The sequence below is a fragment of the Tardiphaga sp. 841_E9_N1_2 genome (assembly GCF_051811065.1).
Taxonomy (GTDB): Bacteria; Pseudomonadota; Alphaproteobacteria; order Rhizobiales; family Xanthobacteraceae; genus Tardiphaga; species Tardiphaga robiniae.
In genome coordinates this window covers 2205621-2226601 of the sequence record NZ_JBPWQC010000001.1, presented here as the reverse complement: position 1 = coordinate 2226601, position 20981 = coordinate 2205621, and the positions used below count along the sequence as shown (strand labels likewise).

Genomic DNA, 20981 nt, shown 5'->3' with positions numbered 1-20981 from the left:
GGTGCGATGCCCTTGGAGGCTCAGTCGTACAGGCGGCAGATTGAAGCCAATCGCCGATCGTGATCGGTGAAACAACCAGCAGGAGGGACATGTGGTGAGCCGGCATCATCTCGATCCGGCAGATCGCGCGCCGCTGCTGCACTGGTTGATGTTTACCGGGCTCTGTCTGTTCGCCGCGGTTCTGCTCTGGCACTATGGCCTGGTGCGGCAGATGCTTGCCGTCGATCGCACCTATATCTCGTCAGTGATCGTACTGCTCTATTTCGGTGCGTCGCTGCATTGCCTGTGGCGCCTGATCGCAGTGTCGCGCGAAGCCGATGCAGCGCGGGGTGCAGCGGAGCTATTCGCGGAGGGCGGCCAACGCATCGTCGTGGCCGGCGACGGTGTCGCGATCGACGGCGTCGGTGCGTTACCAAAAGGCTTGATGGCGTCGCATATCCGCGACCTCGCCGTGAAGTCCGCACTGCAAAGCGGTCGGCAGCTCGACCAGACGCTGCTGCTGCGTCGTCTCGCCGGAAATTTGCGCGGCTCGAACGGCTTCGGCGGCTTTGCCGGTGACACGCTGATGAAACTCGGCCTGATCGGCACGATAGTTGGCTTCATCATGATGCTGGCGCCGATCGCTGGCCTCGACACCGGCAATCAGGGCGCCATCAAGGCCTCCATGAACCTGATGAGCGAGGGCATGGCGGTGGCGATGTATACCACGCTGGCGGGGCTGATCGGTTCGATCCTGATCCGCATCCAGTATTACATGCTGGAGGATGCGACCGCCAAACTGTTCGCCTTTGCCGTCGGCGTCATCGACGTTCACGCCGTGTCGCTGCTCGAACGTGAAGCGGAGCATGCGAGGTGATCGACGAGTTTGAATTCTCTGGCAAGGAAGCACCGTTCGATCCGCTCGGCGTCATGCTGTTCAAAGCGCTGCAGGTGATCGCCTTCCTGTTCTTCATAGCGCTGCTGGCGATCAAGACGAAGGACGACGAAGGCAAGGTCGATCCCAAGCTGGAATTCATGATCACGGTGAGCTGGCCCGACAAACACCCGGACGACATCGACATGTTCGTGCAGGATCCGCTCGGCAACATTGTATGGTACCGGCGGCGCGAGACCGGCTTCATGGTGCTCGACCGCGATGACCGCGGCGGGCTCAACGATTTCATCATGGTCAACGGCCAGAAGGTGCGGTCGCCGATCCGCCAGGAGATCGTCAGCCTGCGCGGCATCGTGGCCGGCGAATACATCGTCAACATCTACCATTTCGCGGCGCTGACCGGACAGCCAGTGCCAGTGACGGTCAAGGTCGAGAAGTTGAATCCGAAAGTACAGGTGGTGCACTACGACACCGTCAATGTCGATCATGGCGGCGCCGAGACAACCGCGGTGCGCTTCATCATGGACAAGGCCGGCAACGTGACGGAGGTCAATCACGACCAGACATCGCTCGTGCGGATGCTGAACAAGCGGTACAGGGAGCGCAAGGCCGGATGAAGCGATGAGCCTGCAAGCCAGCATTCTCGGTCTGTCATTCGGCTACGCGCTGCTCGGCCTGTTGCTGTTGCTGGCGGTGGTGCGGACGCGGCTGCCGTGGCCGGTGAAGGCCGGCGCGGTGGCGGTGACTTCGGCGTTTTACGTGCTGGTGTTCTTCCGCACCCAGGGCCTGCTCGGCTGGTCGGCGGACGATCCGCTGCCGCCGAACTTCCAGTTGTTGTGGGTGCGCAGCGTCGAGCCCAACATCGCCCAGGGCGAGCCCGGTGCCATCCACATGTGGGTCGAGGCCCTCGACGATGACAATCTCCCGAGCGGGGCGCCGCGGGCCTATCGGCGGCCTTACTCCACTGCGCTCGCGCGCAAGGCCGAGCGGGCACGCACTGAGATCGCCGCGGGTCATCCGCAAGGCGGGCGTGCCGCGCAATTCGGATCCGGCGAGGGCGAGTTGCCACCAGGGGGACCGCCAGGTGCGTTGTTCGCTAGCGGCGAGCCCGGCGGCGATCCGTCCGGCGGTGGCCTGCTGGACCCCGCTTTCATGCGCGGCGACTCCCAGTCCATCACATTCGCCCCAATGCCCGTGCCCGTCCTGCCAGCCAAAGATGTGCCGTAGCGGCGATGGCCGGCGCGAGCATTAACTCCGCGCAGCTCCGCTTGGGGTGGCGGGGAATCTCAGAGTGTTTTGCTCTAACGTCATTCCGGGGCTTTGTCCTTGCTCGTCATTCCGGGGCGCGGCCGGCACTTGCCGGACGCGAACCCGGAATCTCGTTGTGTTTTGCGCTGAACATGTCGGGATTCCGGGTTCACGTGCGCGAAGGCGCGCCCGCGCCCCGGAATGACGGAGCTGGGGCGGGGCAGCGCCCAACATTTTTTCCTGCACAATATACCTATAAGGATTATTGTCCGAATTGTCCGGTTCGCGAGGGGCGCTTCATGAGGTGTCTTGAGGTGGAACAGGGATGCGGCGCCTGCGGGTGTGGGGTGACGTACCCCGCGCACTCGGGAGGCCTTGGGTCACCGTCCGGCCCCACTACTCCGGCCCCACTACGGGGGTCTGCCACTCATGCTGGCTGGACGTGGCATTGGTGAACGGCGGGAAACCGTCGGGATCAGCGGAGTGCGGAGCTCTGCGCCTTTGCCCGGAAGAACGGTCCCGGGGACAGAAATCGCCGCGGTGGCGCGCCGTGAGGCGTTGCGCGGTTGCAGCTTGCCGGCGTTCCGGTGGAGCGGATCGCGACAGAAACCACCCTTGCGCCTCACGGCGCGTCGCCACCCCTCATCCTTTGAGGGGACTGCTCACACCTCGGACGCCATGGGCGCCGCGAGACTGCGAGCGCATGGCTGTTTGACAATTGCATCCGATGATCGACGCAAATGACGCCGCGAGCGATCAGCGCAGCCCGCTGAGCTGCATCGTCAGTCGATCCATCGCATTGCCCACGTCGCGCCATTGCGCAAGCCAGCTACGCGGAAAGCGGAAAATGAGATCGGCGCCGCCGATGCGGCGGTCGCTCATGCACATGCCTTCCGTGGCACCGTCGCGCGTGCAGCGCGCCACCAGCGCCGGCGTTGTGCCGAGAAACAGATCTTCATTGCTGTAGGGCGAGTTGTCGCGGAATGGTTGCGTGCTCAAGCCGTCTTCGCTTGATGTCGCACGGTCGATATAGCGCGGATAGATCGTGCGCAAGCGGGTGTCCGGCGAGGTTGCATCGTGATGCGCCGAGATCGAGACGAAGATGCGATCGATCGGCTGTGCGTTCTCATCGAAATTCTCGACGCTGACATGCCTCGGCAGGTTGCTCGCTTCCAGCGATGGATAGACATAGCTCAGATCGACGCGTTCCTGCGGCCCTGAATGTTTCTGCACCTTGCGGCGAAACGCATGGGTCGGGACATTGAACAACGTGGCGCCCACGCTCACCGGAATGCGGTCGGGATCGCCGGGCTTCTGGCTCTGCCAGGTTGGCCACAACAGATACGCCACCACTGCGATAGCGGGGGCTGCAAGCGCTGCACCGATCAGCATCGGTACGACGTGGTTGCGGCGGTGGCGGCGCCGCGGCCGCGTCGTCGGGTGGGTCGGAAACAGCAGAGACATGCGCACGCTAAATTGGAACTGGGACGGTGTACCGGGTGGGCGAATCAACCGCGAATATGCCAGCCGATGGTTAACGGCCTCGCGCACCTCGCCGCAGGCGGTATCCGGGAGCCATGCACCGCGCGCGGTTCCCGACCGTGCCGTTAACCCTTTATTAACGTTATGCTGGCGGGGAGCTTCGCATTTTGCGATGCAGGGCGGTGTTTGTATGTGCCGTGAAAGAGCTTCGATGTCCCCCGATGCGTTGAATTCATTCTTCCAGCTCTGCATTGGCTTCGCGCTCGCAGGCGCCATTGCAAGCGCCTATCAGGCCTTTGCCAAACGTCCCCCGAGCTTCAGCCTGCTGCAGCAGGGGCCGTCCCCTGAAGCCTTCGCAGCCGTGCCGCTGCTGGTCTTCACGGCGCCTTTCATCATCATGCGCAACACGCTCCGAAACGGTGCAGCCGAGCAGCATCGCATTCAGTTCGTGATGATCGCGACGGTGCTGTCGGGCATCTGGAGCCTGATGTCGGGCACCTTGATCGTGATGACCCTGGAAGCGCTGGGCATACTGGCCTAAGCGCAAGAATCCGTGGCAGTGTCTCCCGCAAAGGGAGACCACTAAATCATGGCAATCTACGAACTCGACGGGCAGGGACCGGATCTTCCGGCTAGCGGAAATTACTTTATCGCCGACACGGCCGATGTCATCGGCAAGATTCGTTTGCTGGAGCAGGCGAGTGTCTGGTTCGGCGCGGTGCTGCGCGGCGACAACGAATGGATCGAAATCGGTGAAGGCTCCAACGTGCAGGACAACTGCACGTGCCATACCGACAAGGGCTTTCCCCTGACCATCGGCAAGAACTGCACCGTCGGCCATAATGTCATCCTGCACGGCTGCACCATCGAGGATGGCGCGCTGATCGGCATGGGCTCGATCGTGATGAACGGTGCAAAGATTGGCAAGAACAGCATCGTGGGCGCCGGCTCGGTGATCACCGAGGGCAAGGAGTTTCCGGAGAATTCGCTGATCATCGGATCGCCGGCGCGCGTCATTCGCACGCTGTCGCCGGAGCAGGTGACGGCGATGGGCAGCGCGGCGCGGTTCTATGCGGCGAACGGCCCGCGCTTCCAGAAAGGTCTCAAGAAGATCGGCTAGAGCGTTTTCGAGCGAAGCGGGTACCGGGTCGCATCAGGAAAACGCGTCTCAACAAAAAGCCAGAGCCCTGCAGCGCGATCACGTCCCTTCGGACTCATTGGCTTCTGTTTCGCCGGCCACGCGCTCGTGGCCGGCGCTCCATAGCGAATGCTCCTCGGTGCCGTCCTGATAGGGATTGGCCTCGGCAGGAATGCCCTCACTGGCGGCACGCTCGCCTTCCTCAAATGGATCTTTTTGCGGATCGTTTGGCATGGGCCTTCTTCCTTGCTGGACGTGACGAGGCAGGGCGCATCGCAGTGTTGGGGCTTGATGCGGATGATGGACCGGTGGCTTTCACGCTCTTGCAGAGCGCATCCTTGAGATCGATCGGAACGCCGTGCTTTTTCAGGAGGTCGGCGAAAGCTTCATCGGCAAGTTCTTGCGTCGTCGCCATACGGTCGCGGCCGAGCTGGATGAGCTTGTCGAGGGTCTCGTCGTCGAAGTCGATCAGCTTGCGCATGACATCTGCTAACTGAGGCCCGGCTTGCGCCAGCGCGATCGCTTGCGCGTCGGGTCGAATACTTTCTCCTGATGGCGATGCAGCGCCTGTGCAACGCCGAGCCGCGCGAAACTGACAGGGCCGCCGTAGTCAGCCGCCTCGATCAGGCAATGCATCGCGGTTTGCCACTCCTTCGCATCGTGTTCAGATGGTGACAGCTGTGTGATGTAAGCGCCGGCGTCGCGCAACGACACCAGCGTGTTGCCGTCGGGCAATTCGATCGGTTCGCGAAACGGCTTGTCCCAGGACACGCAGGCTTCTCCTCGGCAATGTCAGGGATTCAAGCCGCCGGCGCCAAATTCGTTCCCGCAACGGAACCCGTTTCCGCTGGTCTCGTTGAACGCCAAAGGAGATTTCCAATGGCGCATTCCTCGAAACTCATCGCGGCTGCAACGGCTACCGTCCTGTTGTCCTCAGTTGCGGCGTTCGCCCAATCTGGCAGTGCAGGTGGCGGCGCGACGGGCGGCGCTGCGGGTACCAACAGTGCAGGCACGGCGAATGCGAGCGGTGGACGCGCCGCGACCGGGATCACGGCAGGCGCGAGCGGGACCGGACAGGCGTCGCCCGATGGCAAGCCGGCGACGGGCGATGCAGCGGTCGATGCGCAGGATCGCGCCGTCGATCGCAAGGTGAAGAGCATCTGCAAGGGGTGCTAGCGCAACGTTGCGCGATAGGCGTTCAGCAACACACCGTAACCGACAGTCGCGAACAAGTGACGGCTATTGATCGTCACACCGTGGCGGTCCGCGAACGAAAGAGCTACCTATCTGACAGGGCGGCGCTGTAAGTGACCCGTGACGGAGTGTAGTTGATGTTACGCAAATTGGTGTTTGGTCTGTTGACCCTTGCCGCAGTCGCGCTGGTAGCGCCGACAGCCGCATCGGCGCGCGGTGGCGGCGGGCATGGTGGCGGCGGATTCCACGGCGGTGGATTCCATGGTGGTGGTGGTGGCTGGCATGGCGGCGGCTTCGGCCGTGGATTTCGCGGTGCTGGAATAGGATTGGGATTTGGCCTCGCCGGCGCCGGTCTTTATGGCGGCTACTACGGCTACGGCCCCTATGCGTATTACGGTGGGTACCCCTACGCTTATGGCGGTTATGATGACGAAGGCGGATGTTACATAACGCGTAAGCGCGTACGGACACCGGCTGGATATCGGGTGGGTCGTGTCGAGGTTTGTGACTGATCGGCCTTGAGCGACGCCACCTGATTACCTCGTCGGCTCCAGCATAGCTGTGCTGGAGCTACATCATGGCTGGTCAGATTGTCTGGTACGCGTTTTGCAAAATCGAAACGATGACCATGACCCTCGACATTGCCAGTCTCACGCTACTGTTCGTCACCACCGTCTTTGCGCTGGTGATGGCTTTCGTCTGGATGTTCTGTGAGTTCGAGCGCCGGTTCGGAAAGCGGTTGACAGCGATTGCACTCGTCCGCTTCGGCTATCGGCCCGACGGCACCATCGACCGAAACGCAAATCGCCGCGACTAGCGCGGCGATTTTTTGTCGGTTCGGGTTTCTCAGACGGCCGTCTGAGATCAGCCCAGTATTTTGTACTTTGTCAGCCAAGCCTGCATCTGCTTCCACGCGTCGTCGGCCGCTTCCTGCCGCAAGCTGCGCGAGCATCACCCCCAAAAAGTTGCGGCCAGCTCTTGGGGGAGAGCTGGCCGCGCGCGATCCGGTCTGGGACGGGGAGGGGTGGGGATGTGACCGGGTCGCGTGTCTCCAATTCGTATTGTTGTTTAGCGATCCCGCGCGCTGGCCGTAGCCACTGCAGGACGGTTGTCGCCGAGCGAGACCCACACATTCGGATCGCTCTGTGACTGACGCTTGACGAAGCGGTAGCCGGTCTCGGTCCAGGCGAGGACGTTCTCATTCTGGTTGTCCAGAACGTATTCGCCCTTGTCCGTCTTCACCGTGAGCACGGCGTGGCCTTCGCCCTTCTTGTCACGCACCACGGTGATCAGCAGCGCCTCACGTGGCCAGCCTGCTTCGATCAGCATCTTGCGCTTCAGGAGCACGTAGTCTTCGCAGTCACCGTAACCGTCTGATGGCAGCGACCACTTTTCGATCACGCCCCAATGATCCATGTCGGTCATCGGCTTGATGGTCTCGTTGACCCAGCGATTGACCCGCACCAGATCCTTCCACGCAGTCTGCGTGATGACGATGTCACGTGCTTGCGTTGCGCCGCCACGGCAGTCCGCGGGATTATCTGAACAGAACTCGACCCAGCCGATCGGTGCGCGCGTGCTGTCGCCCAGGCTTGCGTAGAGTTTTTCGTTGCCGGCACGTGCCGACGAAGTCACTCCAAGAAGGACTGCTAAAACGGCCAGTCCGAAGTATCGCCCCTTGTTACCAAACATTGTGGCCCCCGTTTTCTTGTTGGGACCATGTTTCGCACAAAGGATTTTCGTCGCCGCTAAATCGCTCAAGTACAATTGAAGCGATTACAAGTAAAAGGAGCAGCGAATTCGAACTATACTTGAATCGAATGCGATTCAAATTTTAGCTAATTGTATTTGATTCAAATTTTACGCGTTAATGGCTTGAATGCTGCAATTCAGGAACTTGCGTATGCAAAGCGGCGTGAAATTAACCCCTCGCGACCGCGTGCAGATGACGCGCAACGGTATCCGCTGACGCGTATAGCGCCTTCAGGGCATTGAAAAACGAGGATCGGGGACGTTCGGCCGTTTACCGGGCGTTGACGCTGTCTTCGAGCGTCTCCGCCAACTGCTCGTGGAAGAACTCCAGCGCGAAGCCTTCTTCGAGATGGCGGACCACGCGGGACTGGATTCGGCCGAGCATGACAATCGAATTCAGCAGCGGGCGCTTCTCCGCCGCGATGGCGGCGCCGGACAGCGACAGGTCGATAATCCGCCCGTTCATCTGGACGCCATCCTCGAGCGTGAGGAGCACCATCGGGTTGCGCGGCACGATACGGTCGTGGCGGCGGTCTTCCGGCAGATTGAGAATGTCGCGGTTGGCCAGCCAGGTCAGCTGGGCTGCCAGCTTGTCGCGTTTGCGCGGTGTCGCACCCACGGTCATGGCGAAGCCGTTGTCGATGATCCGGGTGATTTTACCTTCGACGCGGCCGATATGGTCGAGATAGGCGATGACGCGGTCGCCCACATTGCCGATGCCGGGACCGAGCAGCGCGAGGCCGCCGGGCGACATATTGATGACCTGGCACGGAAATTCGCGGCGATCCGGCAGCATATAGCGGCCAAGCAGGTGCACTTTCACCCGCTGAAAGCGACGGCGTTCTTCTGCAGACGGAAGAATCGATTTTGTTTGCGCGAACGCCATCAGTGTCGTGCCGGTCATGCTGGTCGAGTTTCGACCGACCCTACGGCCCGTAGGGTTAACGCCGCGTTAGCAAATACCGAACTGGCGCAACCAGTTGGCGTGATTGTTGTGCGCGACACTTATAATGAGCGGCGTCCGTAGAAGGCTGCTCAGCGCAGCCCTTCATAGACCATAAGGCCGCGGGCAACCTGCAATTTGCGCAGGGCGCGCGGCGCAAAGCGCTGCGGCTGGTGGGCGAGATAGCGAAACGACGTCAGCTGGAATGCGCCGAGCCGGCCGCGGACTTCATACATGGGCGCCAGCAGGCCGGTCAGGCTGATAGGGGAATGCGCGCGCGTCGCGAATGGCAGCAACAGCAGTTCCAGATGCGCCTTCTGACCGAATTCGGTCATTGCGGTCACGCCAGCAACGGCGACGAGTTGCTCCTCGGATACGACGGTGATCATGTCCCGGATCTCGTCGCGACACTCGGGGGCGAACAGCAACGGAAACGGCTGGTTCTTCAGGTCGCGGCCGAGCAGGGCACAAACTCTTGTGCCGGCCACGCGGAACGGGAATTCGACGGGCTGGTCATAGGACAGCACGAAGATGTCGCCGAGCAGCTCCCGGACGGGGCCGGGTTCCAGCTCACTCCGATCGGGGGCGCGCGCAAAACCGCGTTTGTCGTCCCAATAGGCGAAGAACGCGCGGCTGGATGGATGTTTCATTCGCCTGATCCTGACCCGGCTTGCAGTGGATCGGGGACATTTCTGTCCCGAATCCATCCATCGCTCGCCGCTACATGTTGTGCAGATCAGTCATTGCAGCGTCCATGCCGAAGGCGTGTTTTCCACCGCGTTCGGGCGGGTATCCGCCGTTAAGGTTAAGTTTACTATGATTGTTAGGATCTCATTAACCGTCCGGTTTCGGAGCGGGTGGACCAGTTCGCCGTTAACTCTAAGTTAAGCATGCGCTTGGCAACGCGGGGATTGCCGGTAGTCTCCTGCTCACTCCAGAGCGGAGCGGACTGTCTCCAGCAGTTCGTGACGCGCTTCGATAAACAGGTGGCTGAAAACAGAATTGGTCGTCACGCGGGGAGGGGTGGGGATGTCGGCTCGTCCGGCACACCGGGACATCCATCCGCGGGAAAAGATCAAGACGGACCCGGGAGAGCCTTTCTCAGAGGCTCTCCCTTTTTCTTTTCAAGCGGGTTTGCTGTCCTGCGGCGATCCCGAGCTTGCGCGGTACCGGCAAAGCCGACTATCTGGGGCATCGCTCGCCAGAGCCGCTGACAGGCCGTTATCCCCTTGGACACCTTGGATTCCCCCCCGCGCGAACCGATCCTGACCCTGCCGGGGGCGCTGACGGCCTATGTCGGGTTGCTTGCCGTGATCCACATTATCCGCATGTTGCTGCCGGTGGATCTGGAATACTGGACCATTGAGGTCTTCGGTTTCATTCCGAAGCGCTACGACCAGACGCTGCTGTCGATGCCTTTCCCCGGCGGCAATGGCGCCAAAGTATGGAGTTTCGTCACTTACTCCCTGTTGCACGCCAATCTCAGCCATATCGGCTTCAACGTGTTGTGGCTGCTGCCGTTCGGCAGCGCGCTGGCGCGGCGCTTCGGCGCGGTCCGCTTCTTCATCTTCATGGCGGTGACGGCTGTGGCTGGCGCCGCCGCGCATCTGGTTACCCATGAACACGCACTCGCCCCGATGATCGGCGCCTCGGCTTCGGTCTCCGGCGCGATGGCGGCGGCCATCCGGTTTGCCTTCGTGCGCGGCAGCTTTCTGTCGTTCAACCGCGGCGATGCCGATGAAGCGGCACGTGTGCCGGCGCTTCCGCTGCTGCGTTCATTGCGCGATCCACGCGTGATCGGATTTCTGGCGGTCTGGTTCGGCGTCAACATCATCTTTGGCGTTGGCTCGATTGCGATCGGCGCGGAAGGGGCGAGCGTTGCGTGGCAGGCGCATATCGGCGGCTTCTTCGCTGGGCTGCTGCTGTTCTCGCTGTTCGATCCTATTCCGAGGTTGCAGCGCACGGGTTCGCAAACGTCGTCTCCGGACATCTCCGACCTGCATTAAGCGCGTACCGGCTTCTTGCGAGGCCGACGCATTTGATCCATCTTATGTATTCGACAGGTGACTCACGTTGGCAGGTTCGGCCCTTGAGGTCGATCCCGTTCCCGGCGCGAACGGTGTTTCAGTGCGATCACCACATCTGAACGACTGTTGAACTGCGCTGTTACACTGCATCTGTCTGACGACCCTAGAATGAAAGACCGCGCCCGACAAAGGGCATGGTCGACTTAGGAGGCGACAATGACGGTACGTGCAATTCTCGATTCCAAAGGCCACCAGATCATCAGCGTCTCGCCGAACGATAAGGTCTCGTCGGTGGTGCAGATGCTGTCACAGCGAAGAATAGGTGCCGTGCTGGTGATGAGCCATCACCACATCGATGGTATCCTGTCTGAGCGTGATATCGTGCGGGTGATCGGAGAACGCGGCGCCTCGGCGCTGGATGAAGACGTGAGCGCCGTGATGACGCGCAAGGTCATTGGCTGCAAACCGGCCGATACGGTCGGTGCAATCATGGAAAAGATGACGACCGGAAAATTCAGGCATCTGCCCGTTATCGAGGACGAGAAGGTCGTTGGTCTGATCTCGATCGGTGACGTCGTCAAATTTCGCTTGCGCGAATTCGAACGCGAACAGGAAGCGTTGCGCGAATATATTGCGACGGCCTGAGCCCGCCGCGCTCAACTTTGCGAAGTGGTCGGCTTCTGCGCAACGACGGGCGCAGGCGAGTTTGCCACTTCGGGGGCGAGGATTTCGATCGCCTCTTGAATGGACTCGACGGCGCGTTCTGCAGCACGCGCGCCGAGCGTGATCATTTCTTCGGCGCGGTGGAAATCGAACCAGCCGATGCGGCCAACGCGCGGTGCGATCAGGAGATCCGGCGGATCGCCGGCAAGGCGCGCGCGGGTGATGCGATCCTGCATGATGTTGAAGGCATCGACCATTACGGTAGAGATGCCCGGCCGTCCGCCGCCACCGAAGAATTCGCGTTTCATGGTGCGCTCGGCCGAGAAGAACTTGCTGAAACCGCGCTTGGGCTCTTCGACTTCGATGATGGGCTCGGCCATTTCAGGTCCCGTGCCATGGTCGAAAATCGTGGTCGAATGGCCAAACACGTCGTTGCTGAGATTGGCTGCGATAACGATCTCAGCGCCCAGCGCGCGCGCCGCCGACACCGGCACCGGATTGACCAGCGCGCCGTCGACCAGCCAGCGATCGCCGACCAGAACCGGAGAGAAGATGCCCGGCAGCGCATAGGACGCGCGCATTGCATCGACCAGGCGACCATGAGTCAGCCAGATTTCATGGCCGGTGCGCACCTCGGTGGCGACGCTGGCGAATTTCAGCGGGAGATCTTCGATCAGCGTATGGCCCAGCGACGCTTCGAGCTGTGCGGCCAGCTTGTTGCCGCCGATCAGGCCTGAGCCGTTCAGGCGAATGTCGAGATAGCTGAGAATATTGCGAGGCTGCAGACTGCGCGCCCATTCCTCGAGCGTATCGAGGTGGCCGGCGGCGTAGGATCCGCCAACTACGGCACCGATCGAGGTGCCCACCACGACGTTCGGGACGATGCCATGGGCGAGCAAAGTGCGGAGGATCCCGATATGGGCGAAACCGCGCGCCGCACCCCCGCCCAGCGCCAGACCGATGATCGGACGTCGAACGCTTCCCAAACCAGGTTTGTCGCGACCGTTCGCGCCATTCTGGCCGCGCCCCATCAAAATCTCCAGCACACTAAGCTCCTCGACGCCGCCGATATTAAATGCAGCTGCGCCATCATTCCAGACGGTAGCTAATTCATGATTTATGTCGCGTTTGCGAGGTTTAGGCACCAAATGTGACTGCAGAGCGACCCGTTACCGCCCGGTGCGCCGGTTCATGGGGAACCTCACGCGATTGTGGGTCTGGCGGCGGGACAGCCGCGTCAAGGCTTGAATTTGTCGCGTTTTGGGTGAAAAGCATGATCATGACTGCACGGGGCCATGATTTGCGAACATCCGGCCGGAGCGGACGGCTGGCTATGGTGCTGGCCCTCGCTCTGCTGCAGGCTGTTGCCTTGCCCCAAACCGCATCCGCGCAGTTCTTTTCGGACCGTCCGGCACCGGTTCCACCGGGCTCGATCCCGGATGTCCCGTCGGGTCCGGCCATCAGCCTCGCTCCGCCGTCCGGTCCTGCTTCCACCCCCCTGTTGCCGGCACCGCTGACGCAACCGCCGGTGGCCAATGTCGCACCGCCTGTGCCATCGCCGGTCCAGGCTGCTCCAACGGGGCCCGCACAGGGCGTACTGGCGCTGACGGCGCGCTATGGCAAGGATATGCCGGTCATCAATAGCGGGCTGGTCTGGCGGGTCTATTCGGATCGGCCGGACGAGACAGGTGCCTTCAAGCTGATCCGCGAGGATCGCGGTGCCACGCCGAATATCGTGCTGCCGCCGGGCAGCTATGTGGTGCATGTGGCGCTGGGCCTCGTGAGCGCCGTTCGTCCGGTGACCATCAAATCCGAGACCGATCGTGAAGCGTTTGTGCTCCCTGCGGGCGGATTGCGGATCGAGGGCCGCGTCGGCACGACGAAGATTCCGCAGAACCAGATCTCGTTCTCGATCTACAAGGGCAGCCAGTTCGAAGGCGGCGAGCGCACGCCGCTGCTGCCGAGCGTTCCCGCCGGCGATGTCGTGCTGCTGCAGGAAGGCACCTACTACATCATCTCGAATTACGGCGACGCCAATTCGGTGGTGCGCTCCGACATCCGCGTGCAAGCGAGCAAGCTCACCGACGTGACCATCACGCATCGTGCGGCTGTCATCACCATGAAGCTGGTGAGCGACAAGGGCGGCGAGGCCCTGGCCAACACCGCATGGTCGGTGATCACGCCGGCCGGCGACGTCATCAAGGAATCGATCGGCGCCTTCCCGCGCGTCACACTGGCGGAAGGCGAGTACCGCGCCATCGCTAAGAACGAAGGCAAGGTGTTCGAGCGCCCCTTCAACGTCGTGAACGGTGTCGACGGCGAGATCGAAGTCGTCGCGCGCTAACTGCTGCTCGCAAGCTACTCAACAATCTTCCAGAACAAAGATCTCGTTGCAGACAACACACTTCAAACGCGAATGAATTGTCATGCGCGTGTCATGGTCCTGAATCGCCAACTAACCATCGTGCCAGTTTGTCGCGTTATAACAGGTCGTTGCCGTCCGCGGCCGCGGAACGTTTACATGACGTTAATCCCCATAGTCCGAATAGCAAGTATCGCTACAAGTGTTCCGAAGGGGATGTCGTGATCGCGGCCAGACAGTTATCCGGAAGCCCGGACGTCAAGTTGTTCGACGACATTCCAGCCTTGCAACGCAAATGGCGGGCGGCCGTTCGTCCCGGCCAGATTTTGCCCGGCTATGAAGAAGTGATGCTCGGCAGTCTTGGGCGGATGGCCGATCACATCGTCCTGCTGAAGGTCGAAGGTGAGACGCTCGAAGTGTCACGCAGCGGCCGCTATGTGCAACAGTGGTTGGGTGACGATCGCTGGGACATTCCGCTCGACGTGCTGGCACCTGATTGCGTGCGTGCGCTAACGGAAGCCGCAAACTGCGCGTTGCAGGCCAACAGGCCGCATCTGATGGTGGCGCATTGCGTGCGTGACGGTCTCGTCCACACCTATGACATTCTGGCGCTGCCGACAGCGTCACGCTGGGGTGGCCGGTTGGTCGGCGTCTATGTCAACGAGCAGGGCACCCGTTACAATCTGGTCGATGCGATCTTCTCGTCGACGGACGAAGGCATCGTGTCGCTTGCGGCAATCCGGGATTCCGCAAGCCAGGCATTCGACTTCCAGATCGTGCATCATAATCAGGGCGCTTCGCGCCTGCTGAAAGTATCACCCACCGACCTTCAGTGGCGCAAGCTGAGTGCAGGCGGCCACGCATTGTCGCTGCCGAGCGTGACGAAATGGCTGCTGTCCATGATCGCCAATGGCCAGAGCGGTCAGCTCGAAATCGACAGCGATGATCGCAACCTTCGGCTCAGCGCCACCGCTTTTGGCGACTTGGTGTCGCTGACTGTGTCTGACGTCACCGACATTAAGCGCCGCGAGGCCTCGTTCCGGCTGCTGTTCGACAGCAATCCGATGCCAATGTGGGTGTTCGATGCCGAGACGATGAACTTTCTCAGCGTCAATGACGCGGCTGTCGCGCATTACGGATACGATCGCGCCACTTTCCTCCGCATGCAGCTCAAGGAAATCTGGCCGCGCGATGAATGGGAGCTTCATACGCGCGCGCTGATGCAGCTTGGAGATATCTATCAGTCGGACCGGAACTGGCGCCATCTGAAGGCCGATGGAAGCGAAATCGAGGTGCTGACCTATGGCCGCCGCGTGATGTTCGAAGGCCGCGACGGCTTCCTCGTGGCTGTCGTCGACATCACCGAGCGTCGTAAGGCCGAGGCGCGTGTGGCGCATATGGCGCATCACGATGCGCTGACGGATTTGCCGAATCGTATTTTTTATCAGGAGCGTTTGGCCCAGGCGCTCGATCACGACAATCCGACCAAACATGTCGCGGTTCTCTGCATCGATCTCGATCTGTTCAAGAACGTGAATGACTCATTCGGTCATCCGATGGGGGATCGGCTGCTGAAGATGGTCGCCGCGCGGATGCGCGCCGAGGTCCGCGGCAACAATCTCGCAGCCCGGCTCGGCGGCGACGAATTTGCCGTGGTGTTGGCAGCCGATATCACACCCAACGAAGCCAACGATTTTGCCGCGCGGCTGATCGAGATCATCAGCGCGCCCTATGACATGAACGGCGTCGAGGTCGTGATCGGCGCCAGCATCGGTATCGCCATGTCACCGGGCGATGGCGATACCAGCGAAGAGCTGATGCGCAATGCCGACATGGCATTGTACCGCGCGAAGTCCGAAGGTGGCGGCGTGCATCGCTTCTTCGAGCGCGAGATGGATCGTCAGGCGCAGAAGCGCCGCGACATGGAGCTCGATCTGCGTAGCGCTTTCGCTGATGGTGACTTTGAATTGCACTACCAGCCGCTGGTCGATCTGGCCGCCGATCGCATCACCGGCTTCGAGGCGCTGCTGCGCTGGAAACATCCCGACAAGGGCATGATCTCGCCGGCGGATTTCATCCCGGTCGCCGAGGATATCGGCCTCATCGTTACGCTCGGCGAGTGGGTGCTGCGCAAGGCCTGCGCCGAAGCTGCCAAGTGGCCGGACGATATCAAGGTCGCGGTCAATCTCTCGCCGGTGCAGTTCCGCAGCCGCAACCTGGTGCAGGTCGTGGTCGCTGCGCTGGCCTATTCCGGCCTGTCGCCGCATCGTCTTGAGCTGGAAATCACCGAGTCGGTTTTTCTCGCGGAAACCGAGGCCAATCTCGCGATCCTGCATCAGTTGCGTGCGCTGGGCGTCCGCATCTCGATGGACGATTTCGGCACCGGCTATTCCAGCCTGAGCTATCTCCGCAGCTTCCCGTTCGACAAGATCAAGATTGATCGGTCTTTCGTGAAAGATCTGATCGAGCGGCCGGATTGCGTTGCCATCGTACGCGCGATCTCAGGCCTCGGTCGCAGCATGAACATCACCACGACGGCCGAGGGAGTCGAAACGATTGATCAGCTCGACTGGCTGCGCGCGGAAGGCTGCAACGAGGTGCAGGGTTTTCTGTTCAGCCCTGCGAAGCCAGCATCGGAAATCGAGAACCTGCTGCGCCGGTTTGGCAGCCAGGCGTCCCAGGCCGCCTAGCTAAAGCCTAGAACCGCGTCACGACGTCCTTGAGTTCTGGCCGCGGCCGGTCCTCAATCACCTTGTCAGGCTTGCCGCCAATATGGATGAAGCCCGCCAGTTTTTCATTGGCGGCGAGGCCGAGACCTTCGAGCACGTCACGGTCATAGACCATCCAGCCGGTCAGCCAGTTGGCGCCATAACCCATGGCTGTGGCGGCCGACACAATATTCAGGCAGCTCGCACCTGCGGACAGTTCCTGCTCCCATGGCGGAATCTTCGGATGTGGCTTGATGATGCTCACCACGCCGATCACCAGCGGCGCTTCCGTCAGTTTGTGTTTCTGCGCCTCGATCTCCTCGACCGGTGCATCGGGATTCTTCCGTGCGAACACGGTGGCGATGACGTTGCCCGCGCGTTTGCGGGCGTCACCTTCGAAAATGATGAAGCGCCATGGCGCCAGCTTGCCGTGGTCTGGTACCCGTGCCCCAATGGTCAGGATGGTTTCTAGTTCGGCGGATGAGGGGCCGGAGCCGGTCATTTCGCGCGGCTTGACGGAGCGGCGGGTCTTCAGGAAGTCGATGATGTCGGGCACGGGCAGTTCTCACAGATGAGGATGCGCAGAATTCGCAGGAATCGAATGACCGCTTACCACGCGAAAAGGCCTGCCACGAGGCGGGCCTTGCTGATTTAGACGGATTGTGACCGCGCGCATCCGCTCACCTGACCGTTTTGTGCTCCGGCATCTTGGAGGCACGGTCCAGCAGATCACGGCCCAGATCCTCCAGCACGGCCCGCGAGGCCAGATAGAGGCTATGGCCACGCTCCGTCTCGAATGCCAGCGCGACCACGTCCGGCCGGTTGGGATCGGCGATCAGCTGATAGGACCGAAGCGGATAGGCTTCGATCTCGATCTCTTCATTGTCGCTCATCGGCTCAGCCCTCTGCCAGTGCGCGCTTCACGTCGGGCGGTGTCGCCTCATCAACCAGTGCGGCAAGGGCTTCCTCGAGCGAACTGACCTTCTGGCCATCGCTGCCGAGACGGCGTACCGAGACCTGGCCGGTTTCGGCTTCCTTCTTGCCGACGACGAGCAGAGCAGGGATCTTGGCCAGCGAGTGTTCGCGGACCTTGTAGTTGATTTTTTCGTTGCGCAGATCGATCTCGACGCGGAGGCCAGCCTTGCGCGCGGCCGCGGCGACGACCTTGGCGTATTCATCGCCTTCCGAGGTGATCGTGGTGACCACCACCTGCACCGGCGACAGCCAGAGCGGGAAGTTGCCGGCGAAGTGCTCGATCAGGATACCGATGAAGCGCTCCATCGAACCGCAGATCGCGCGATGCACCATCACCGGCGCCTTCTTCGATCCGTCGGCGTCGATATAGAACGCGCCGAAGCGTTCCGGCAGGTTGAAGTCGACCTGCGTGGTGCCACACTGCCAGTCACGGCCGATGGCGTCGCGCAGCACATATTCGAACTTCGGTCCGTAGAACGCGCCTTCGCCGGGGCTGATCTCGGTCTTGATGCGACCGCCGGACTGGCTCTCGATCACCGACAGCACGGTGGCCATCACGCGCTCGGCGTGATCCCACATCTCGTCGGTGCCGACGCGCTTCTCCGGCCGCGTCGACAGCTTGACCACGATGTCGCCGAAGCCGAAGTCGGAATAGGTCGACAGGATCAGGTCGTTGATCTTGAGACATTCGTCGGCGAGTTGGGCCTCGGTGCAGAACACATGGGCGTCGTCCTGGGTAAAGCCGCGCACGCGCATCAAGCCGTGCATGGCGCCCGATGGCTCATAGCGATGCACCACGCCAAACTCGGCAAGGCGCAGCGGCAGGTCGCGATAGCTCTTGAGGCCATGCTTGAAGATCTGCACGTGGCCGGGGCAGTTCATCGGCTTGAGCGCAAACCAGCGCTTGTCCTCGGCTTCGTCGCCGGCCGACTGCGCCGCGAACATGTTCTCGCGGTACCATTCCCAGTGACCGGAGGTCTCCCACAGCACCTTGTCGAGGATCTGCGGCGCATTGACTTCGCTGTAGTCGCCATTGAGGCGACGCCGCATATAGGCGATCAGCGCCTGGAAGATGGTCCAGCCCTTTGGGTGCCAGAACACGACGCCCGGGCCTTCTTCCTGGAAATGGAAGAGGTCGAGTTCACGGCCCAGTTTGCGGTGGTCGCGCTTCTCGGCTTCCTCGATCTGTTTCAGATACGCGTCGAGGTCTTCCTGCTTGGCGAAGGCAGTGCCGTAGATGCGCGTCAGCATCGGATTGTTGCTGTCGCCACGCCAATAGGCGCCGGCCACCTTCATCAGTTTGAAGGCATTGCCGACCTTGCCGACCGACGTCATATGCGGGCCGCGGCAGAGGTCGAACCAGTCGCCCTGGTAGTAGATCTTGATCGGCTCGTTGCCGGGAATGGCGTCGACCAGCTCGACCTTGAAGGCTTCGCCCTTGTCGCGGAATACCTGCTTGGTCTTTTCGCGATCCCAGACGTCCTTGGTGAACGGTTTGTCGCGCGCGATGATCTCGCGCATTTTCTTCTCGATCGCGCCGAAGTCCTCGGGCGTGAATGGCTCGTTGCGGAAGAAGTCGTAATAGAAACCGTTCTCGATCACCGGACCGATGGTCACCTGGGTGCCCGGCCACAGCGTCTGCACGGCTTCGGCGAGCACGTGCGCCGCGTCATGCCGGATCAGCTCCAGCGCGCGGGGGTCGTCGCGGTTGATGAAATCGATCTTGGCGTCGTCGTCGATCGGATCGGAGAGATCCGAGACGGTACCGTCCAGCGCCATCGCGACGGTACGCTTGGCCAGCGACGGCGAGATGCCCTTGGCAATCTCGAAACCGGTGGTGCCCTTCGCAAATTCGCGCTTGGCGCCATCAGGGAATGTAACGGTGATATTGTTGGTTTCGGCGGGGGTGAGGTTGGCGAGGCCGAACTTGAATCCCGAGCCTTCATTCTCTGTCATGTCTTCTCTCCTGTGGCTCACTCCTGCACACGGGCGCAGGTAAGCGGACGAGCGGTATAGCAGCCGATTCGGGCGTTGCAACACCAGTCTGGCTGACCTGATTTGCACGCTTGGCTTGCAGGTTTGACTTGCATGCAGTTGCATCCATAAGATGCGGTATCTTGACAGTCTCCCGCCCCTACGCCCCCACCGCACTCATGATCGGCAATTTCGTCACCGGCATCGGCCTGCTGGGGCCGACGGCGATGCTGGGTGAATTGTCGGCCGGCCTCGGCGTCACCATCCGCGAGGCAGGACTGCTCATCACCTTCGGCGCAGTGATGCTGTGTATCTGCTCGCCGCTGATGTCGTGGCTGACCAGCCGGATCGAGCGACGGCACATGTTGATCGGCGTCATCGCGGTCGTGGCCGTGTGCAATCTCGCTTCGGCCCTTGCGCCCAACTATGCGGTGCTGCTCGCGATCCGCCTGGTGATGTGCATCGCTGCGGCACCGTATACTCCGCAGGCGGCAGGCGTGGTCGGCATGCTGGTGCCGCCGGAGAAGCGGGGTAGCAGCGTTGCTTATGTCTTTCTCGGCTGGACCCTCGCCGCTGCGGTCGGTCTGCCGCTGGTGACGTTCATCGCCAGCCGCTTCGGTTGGCGCGAGGTCTATGGCTGCGTCGGCGTAATGAGTTGCATCAGTTTCGTGTTGCTGGTGTGGTGGATTCCGCGCGGGCTGTTCGGCGCCACTGTCGATCTCAGCACATGGTCGGCGCTGGCGCGCAACCGGCTCGTGCTGTTGTTGCTGTCGATCACTATGCTGCAGATCGCCGGGCAGTTCTCGATCTTCACCTTCATGGCGCCGCTGCTCGAACGTCTCGCGGGCGCAGGGCACGATGCAGCGGCATCCGTCTTCGCGATCTACGGCGTCTGCGGTTTTCTCGGCATCATGACGGCGACGCGGATCGTCGATAGCTGGGGGCCGCTGAGAACCTCCATTCTATCAACATCGCTGGTGTTGGCCGGCATGACGGTCTGGACGCTCGGCGCAGGCCATCTGCCCGTGATGGCGCTCGGCGTCGCGATCTGGGGGCTCGGCTTCGGCGCCATCACGTCGATGCAGCAGGTCCGCTTGATCATGGCGGCACCGTCGGCCGGTGCGGCGTCGGTCTCGCTCAATACATCGATGCTCTATGTCGGCCAGGCGATTGGATCGGGCATCGGTGGCGCGCTGTTCGCCGGCGGATACTTCCACGCGTCGGGGTTTGTCGCCATGGGTTTCCTGACGACGGCACTGGTGGCCATCGCGTTCAGCCGTAAAATGTCGGGACGTGTCGCTTAGTCGCAGATGCGGGTCAGTTGCGCCTTGAACGGCACGCCGGGCAATTGCAGCGCACTGCCTTCGAAATCGAGCAGGTCGCCATTGACGCGACCGGTCAATGCCAGTGTGACACCTTCAAAGCCGAACACCGACTTGAAGCTTTGATCCGGGTTGTAGCGTTTCGATGACACCTTGACAGAGATGGTCTCGCCTCTGTTTTGATAGTTGCCCATGAAGGCGAAAGCGGAGTTGCCGCCGCGCAGCTTTCCGCCGATTGCATAGACAACGCCGGTCCCGGTGCCATGAATAGTATGAAAATGTACTTCGTATAGGCCGTCTTCCACCTGAGTGCCCCGGG

At 61.5% G+C, this 20981-nt stretch carries 25 protein-coding genes; 13 read left to right on the top strand and 12 right to left on the bottom strand.

Annotated elements, in window-relative coordinates:
- The first annotated feature begins 148 nt into the window (after positions 1–148).
- The 3 genes from AB8A50_RS10835 to AB8A50_RS10825 are packed head-to-tail and all read left to right on the top strand — an operon-like array spanning position 149 to position 2101.
- Positions 149–856 (top strand): MotA/TolQ/ExbB proton channel family protein, encoded by a 708-nt coding sequence (locus tag AB8A50_RS10835; protein ID WP_439079957.1) that lies wholly within the window; start codon positions 149–151, stop codon positions 854–856.
- Positions 853–1491 (top strand): hypothetical protein, encoded by a 639-nt coding sequence (locus AB8A50_RS10830; protein WP_439077643.1) that lies wholly within the window; start codon positions 853–855, stop codon positions 1489–1491. Before AB8A50_RS10835 ends, AB8A50_RS10830 begins: the two co-directional genes overlap by 4 nt.
- A gap of 4 nt (positions 1492–1495) precedes the next feature.
- Positions 1496–2101: a hypothetical protein gene (locus tag AB8A50_RS10825; protein WP_439077642.1), complete on the top strand. Its 606-nt coding sequence runs from the start codon at positions 1496–1498 to the stop codon at positions 2099–2101.
- Positions 2102–2878: 777 nt separating this feature from the next.
- Here the strand turns inward: AB8A50_RS10825 and AB8A50_RS10820 are convergent.
- Positions 2879–3586, bottom strand: coding sequence for a hypothetical protein (locus AB8A50_RS10820; protein ID WP_439077641.1), 708 nt, complete (start codon positions 3584–3586; stop codon positions 2879–2881).
- Between the two features lie 229 nt (positions 3587–3815).
- On the opposite strand from AB8A50_RS10820, the gene AB8A50_RS10815 reads away from it, so the two are divergent.
- The gene (locus AB8A50_RS10815) at positions 3816–4145 is read left to right on the top strand and encodes a DUF6949 family protein (protein WP_093762015.1); all 330 of its coding nucleotides are present in this window, start codon (positions 3816–3818) and stop codon (positions 4143–4145) included.
- Between the two features lie 48 nt (positions 4146–4193).
- On the top strand, positions 4194–4724 hold the full coding sequence (locus tag AB8A50_RS10810) for a gamma carbonic anhydrase family protein (RefSeq protein ID WP_089264916.1): 531 nt from the start codon (positions 4194–4196) through the stop codon (positions 4722–4724).
- A 78-nt stretch (positions 4725–4802) separates the two neighbouring features.
- On the opposite strand, the gene AB8A50_RS10805 is transcribed toward AB8A50_RS10810, so the two are convergent.
- Genes AB8A50_RS10805 through AB8A50_RS10795 form a run of 3 tightly spaced genes read right to left on the bottom strand, consistent with a single transcriptional unit; the run spans position 4803 to position 5513 of the window.
- Positions 4803–4976 (bottom strand): hypothetical protein, encoded by a 174-nt coding sequence (locus tag AB8A50_RS10805; protein WP_170849843.1) that lies wholly within the window; start codon positions 4974–4976, stop codon positions 4803–4805.
- Positions 4945–5223 (bottom strand): hypothetical protein, encoded by a 279-nt coding sequence (locus AB8A50_RS10800; RefSeq protein WP_439077640.1) that lies wholly within the window; start codon positions 5221–5223, stop codon positions 4945–4947. Before AB8A50_RS10800 ends, AB8A50_RS10805 begins: the two co-directional genes overlap by 32 nt.
- 8 nt (positions 5224–5231) lie before the next feature.
- Complete coding sequence (locus AB8A50_RS10795) at positions 5232–5513, bottom strand: hypothetical protein (RefSeq protein WP_068731903.1); 282 nt, start codon at positions 5511–5513, stop codon at positions 5232–5234.
- A 108-nt stretch (positions 5514–5621) separates the two neighbouring features.
- Between AB8A50_RS10795 and AB8A50_RS10790 the strand changes: the two genes are divergently transcribed.
- The 3 genes from AB8A50_RS10790 (at position 5622) to AB8A50_RS10780 (ending at position 6753) form a co-directional block, all read left to right on the top strand.
- Entirely contained in the window at positions 5622–5918 is a 297-nt protein-coding gene (locus tag AB8A50_RS10790; protein WP_175365517.1) for a hypothetical protein, read from the top strand.
- A 155-nt stretch (positions 5919–6073) separates the two neighbouring features.
- Positions 6074–6448 carry a hypothetical protein gene (locus AB8A50_RS10785; RefSeq protein WP_439077639.1) on the top strand — a complete coding sequence of 125 codons (375 nt, stop codon included), beginning with the start codon at positions 6074–6076 and terminating at the stop codon, positions 6446–6448.
- Between the two features lie 65 nt (positions 6449–6513).
- A complete protein-coding gene (locus AB8A50_RS10780; protein WP_439064307.1) occupies positions 6514–6753 on the top strand; it encodes a hypothetical protein in 240 nt (79 codons plus the stop codon).
- Positions 6754–7004: 251 nt separating this feature from the next.
- Here AB8A50_RS10780 and AB8A50_RS10775 read toward each other — a convergent pair whose 3' ends face one another.
- From AB8A50_RS10775 to AB8A50_RS10765, 3 genes are all read right to left on the bottom strand, one after another.
- Positions 7005–7628 carry a transglutaminase-like cysteine peptidase gene (locus tag AB8A50_RS10775; protein WP_089264910.1) on the bottom strand — a complete coding sequence of 208 codons (624 nt, stop codon included), beginning with the start codon at positions 7626–7628 and terminating at the stop codon, positions 7005–7007.
- 331 nt (positions 7629–7959) lie between these two features.
- Positions 7960–8574: a PilZ domain-containing protein gene (locus tag AB8A50_RS10770; protein WP_089264909.1), complete on the bottom strand. Its 615-nt coding sequence runs from the start codon at positions 8572–8574 to the stop codon at positions 7960–7962.
- A gap of 149 nt (positions 8575–8723) precedes the next feature.
- Complete coding sequence (locus AB8A50_RS10765) at positions 8724–9281, bottom strand: PAS domain-containing protein (RefSeq protein WP_089264908.1); 558 nt, start codon at positions 9279–9281, stop codon at positions 8724–8726.
- 579 nt (positions 9282–9860) lie between these two features.
- Between AB8A50_RS10765 and AB8A50_RS10760 the strand changes: the two genes are divergently transcribed.
- A complete protein-coding gene (locus AB8A50_RS10760) occupies positions 9861–10637 on the top strand; it encodes a rhomboid family intramembrane serine protease (protein ID WP_439077638.1) in 777 nt (258 codons plus the stop codon).
- Between the two features lie 237 nt (positions 10638–10874).
- The gene (locus AB8A50_RS10755; protein WP_093762031.1) at positions 10875–11303 is read left to right on the top strand and encodes a CBS domain-containing protein; all 429 of its coding nucleotides are present in this window, start codon (positions 10875–10877) and stop codon (positions 11301–11303) included.
- A gap of 11 nt (positions 11304–11314) precedes the next feature.
- On the opposite strand, the gene AB8A50_RS10750 is transcribed toward AB8A50_RS10755, so the two are convergent.
- Positions 11315–12367: a patatin-like phospholipase family protein gene (locus AB8A50_RS10750; protein WP_170849844.1), complete on the bottom strand. Its 1053-nt coding sequence runs from the start codon at positions 12365–12367 to the stop codon at positions 11315–11317.
- Between the two features lie 227 nt (positions 12368–12594).
- Here AB8A50_RS10750 and AB8A50_RS10745 point away from each other — a divergent pair, with 227 nt between their 5' ends.
- Entirely contained in the window at positions 12595–13665 is a 1071-nt protein-coding gene (locus AB8A50_RS10745) for a hypothetical protein (RefSeq protein WP_439077637.1), read from the top strand.
- Positions 13666–13904: 239 nt separating this feature from the next.
- Complete coding sequence (locus AB8A50_RS10740; RefSeq protein ID WP_439077636.1) at positions 13905–16373, top strand: putative bifunctional diguanylate cyclase/phosphodiesterase; 2469 nt, start codon at positions 13905–13907, stop codon at positions 16371–16373.
- A gap of 7 nt (positions 16374–16380) precedes the next feature.
- On the opposite strand, the gene AB8A50_RS10735 is transcribed toward AB8A50_RS10740, so the two are convergent.
- The 3 genes from AB8A50_RS10735 to thrS form a co-directional block, all read right to left on the bottom strand.
- Positions 16381–16947 carry a nitroreductase family protein gene (locus AB8A50_RS10735; protein WP_439072264.1) on the bottom strand — a complete coding sequence of 189 codons (567 nt, stop codon included), beginning with the start codon at positions 16945–16947 and terminating at the stop codon, positions 16381–16383.
- Positions 16948–17071: 124 nt separating this feature from the next.
- Positions 17072–17284: a hypothetical protein gene (locus AB8A50_RS10730; RefSeq protein ID WP_439077635.1), complete on the bottom strand. Its 213-nt coding sequence runs from the start codon at positions 17282–17284 to the stop codon at positions 17072–17074.
- 4 nt (positions 17285–17288) lie between these two features.
- Complete coding sequence (thrS, locus tag AB8A50_RS10725) at positions 17289–19322, bottom strand: threonine--tRNA ligase (protein WP_439077634.1); 2034 nt, start codon at positions 19320–19322, stop codon at positions 17289–17291.
- Between the two features lie 197 nt (positions 19323–19519).
- Between thrS and AB8A50_RS10720 the strand changes: the two genes are divergently transcribed.
- Positions 19520–20644 (top strand): MFS transporter, encoded by a 1125-nt coding sequence (locus tag AB8A50_RS10720; protein ID WP_439079956.1) that lies wholly within the window; start codon positions 19520–19522, stop codon positions 20642–20644.
- Here AB8A50_RS10720 and AB8A50_RS10715 read toward each other — a convergent pair.
- Positions 20641–20967 (bottom strand): GrlR family regulatory protein, encoded by a 327-nt coding sequence (locus AB8A50_RS10715; protein ID WP_093762042.1) that lies wholly within the window; start codon positions 20965–20967, stop codon positions 20641–20643. The two genes, AB8A50_RS10720 and AB8A50_RS10715, sit on opposite strands and share 4 nt — an antisense overlap.
- Positions 20968–20981 lie beyond the last annotated feature (14 nt).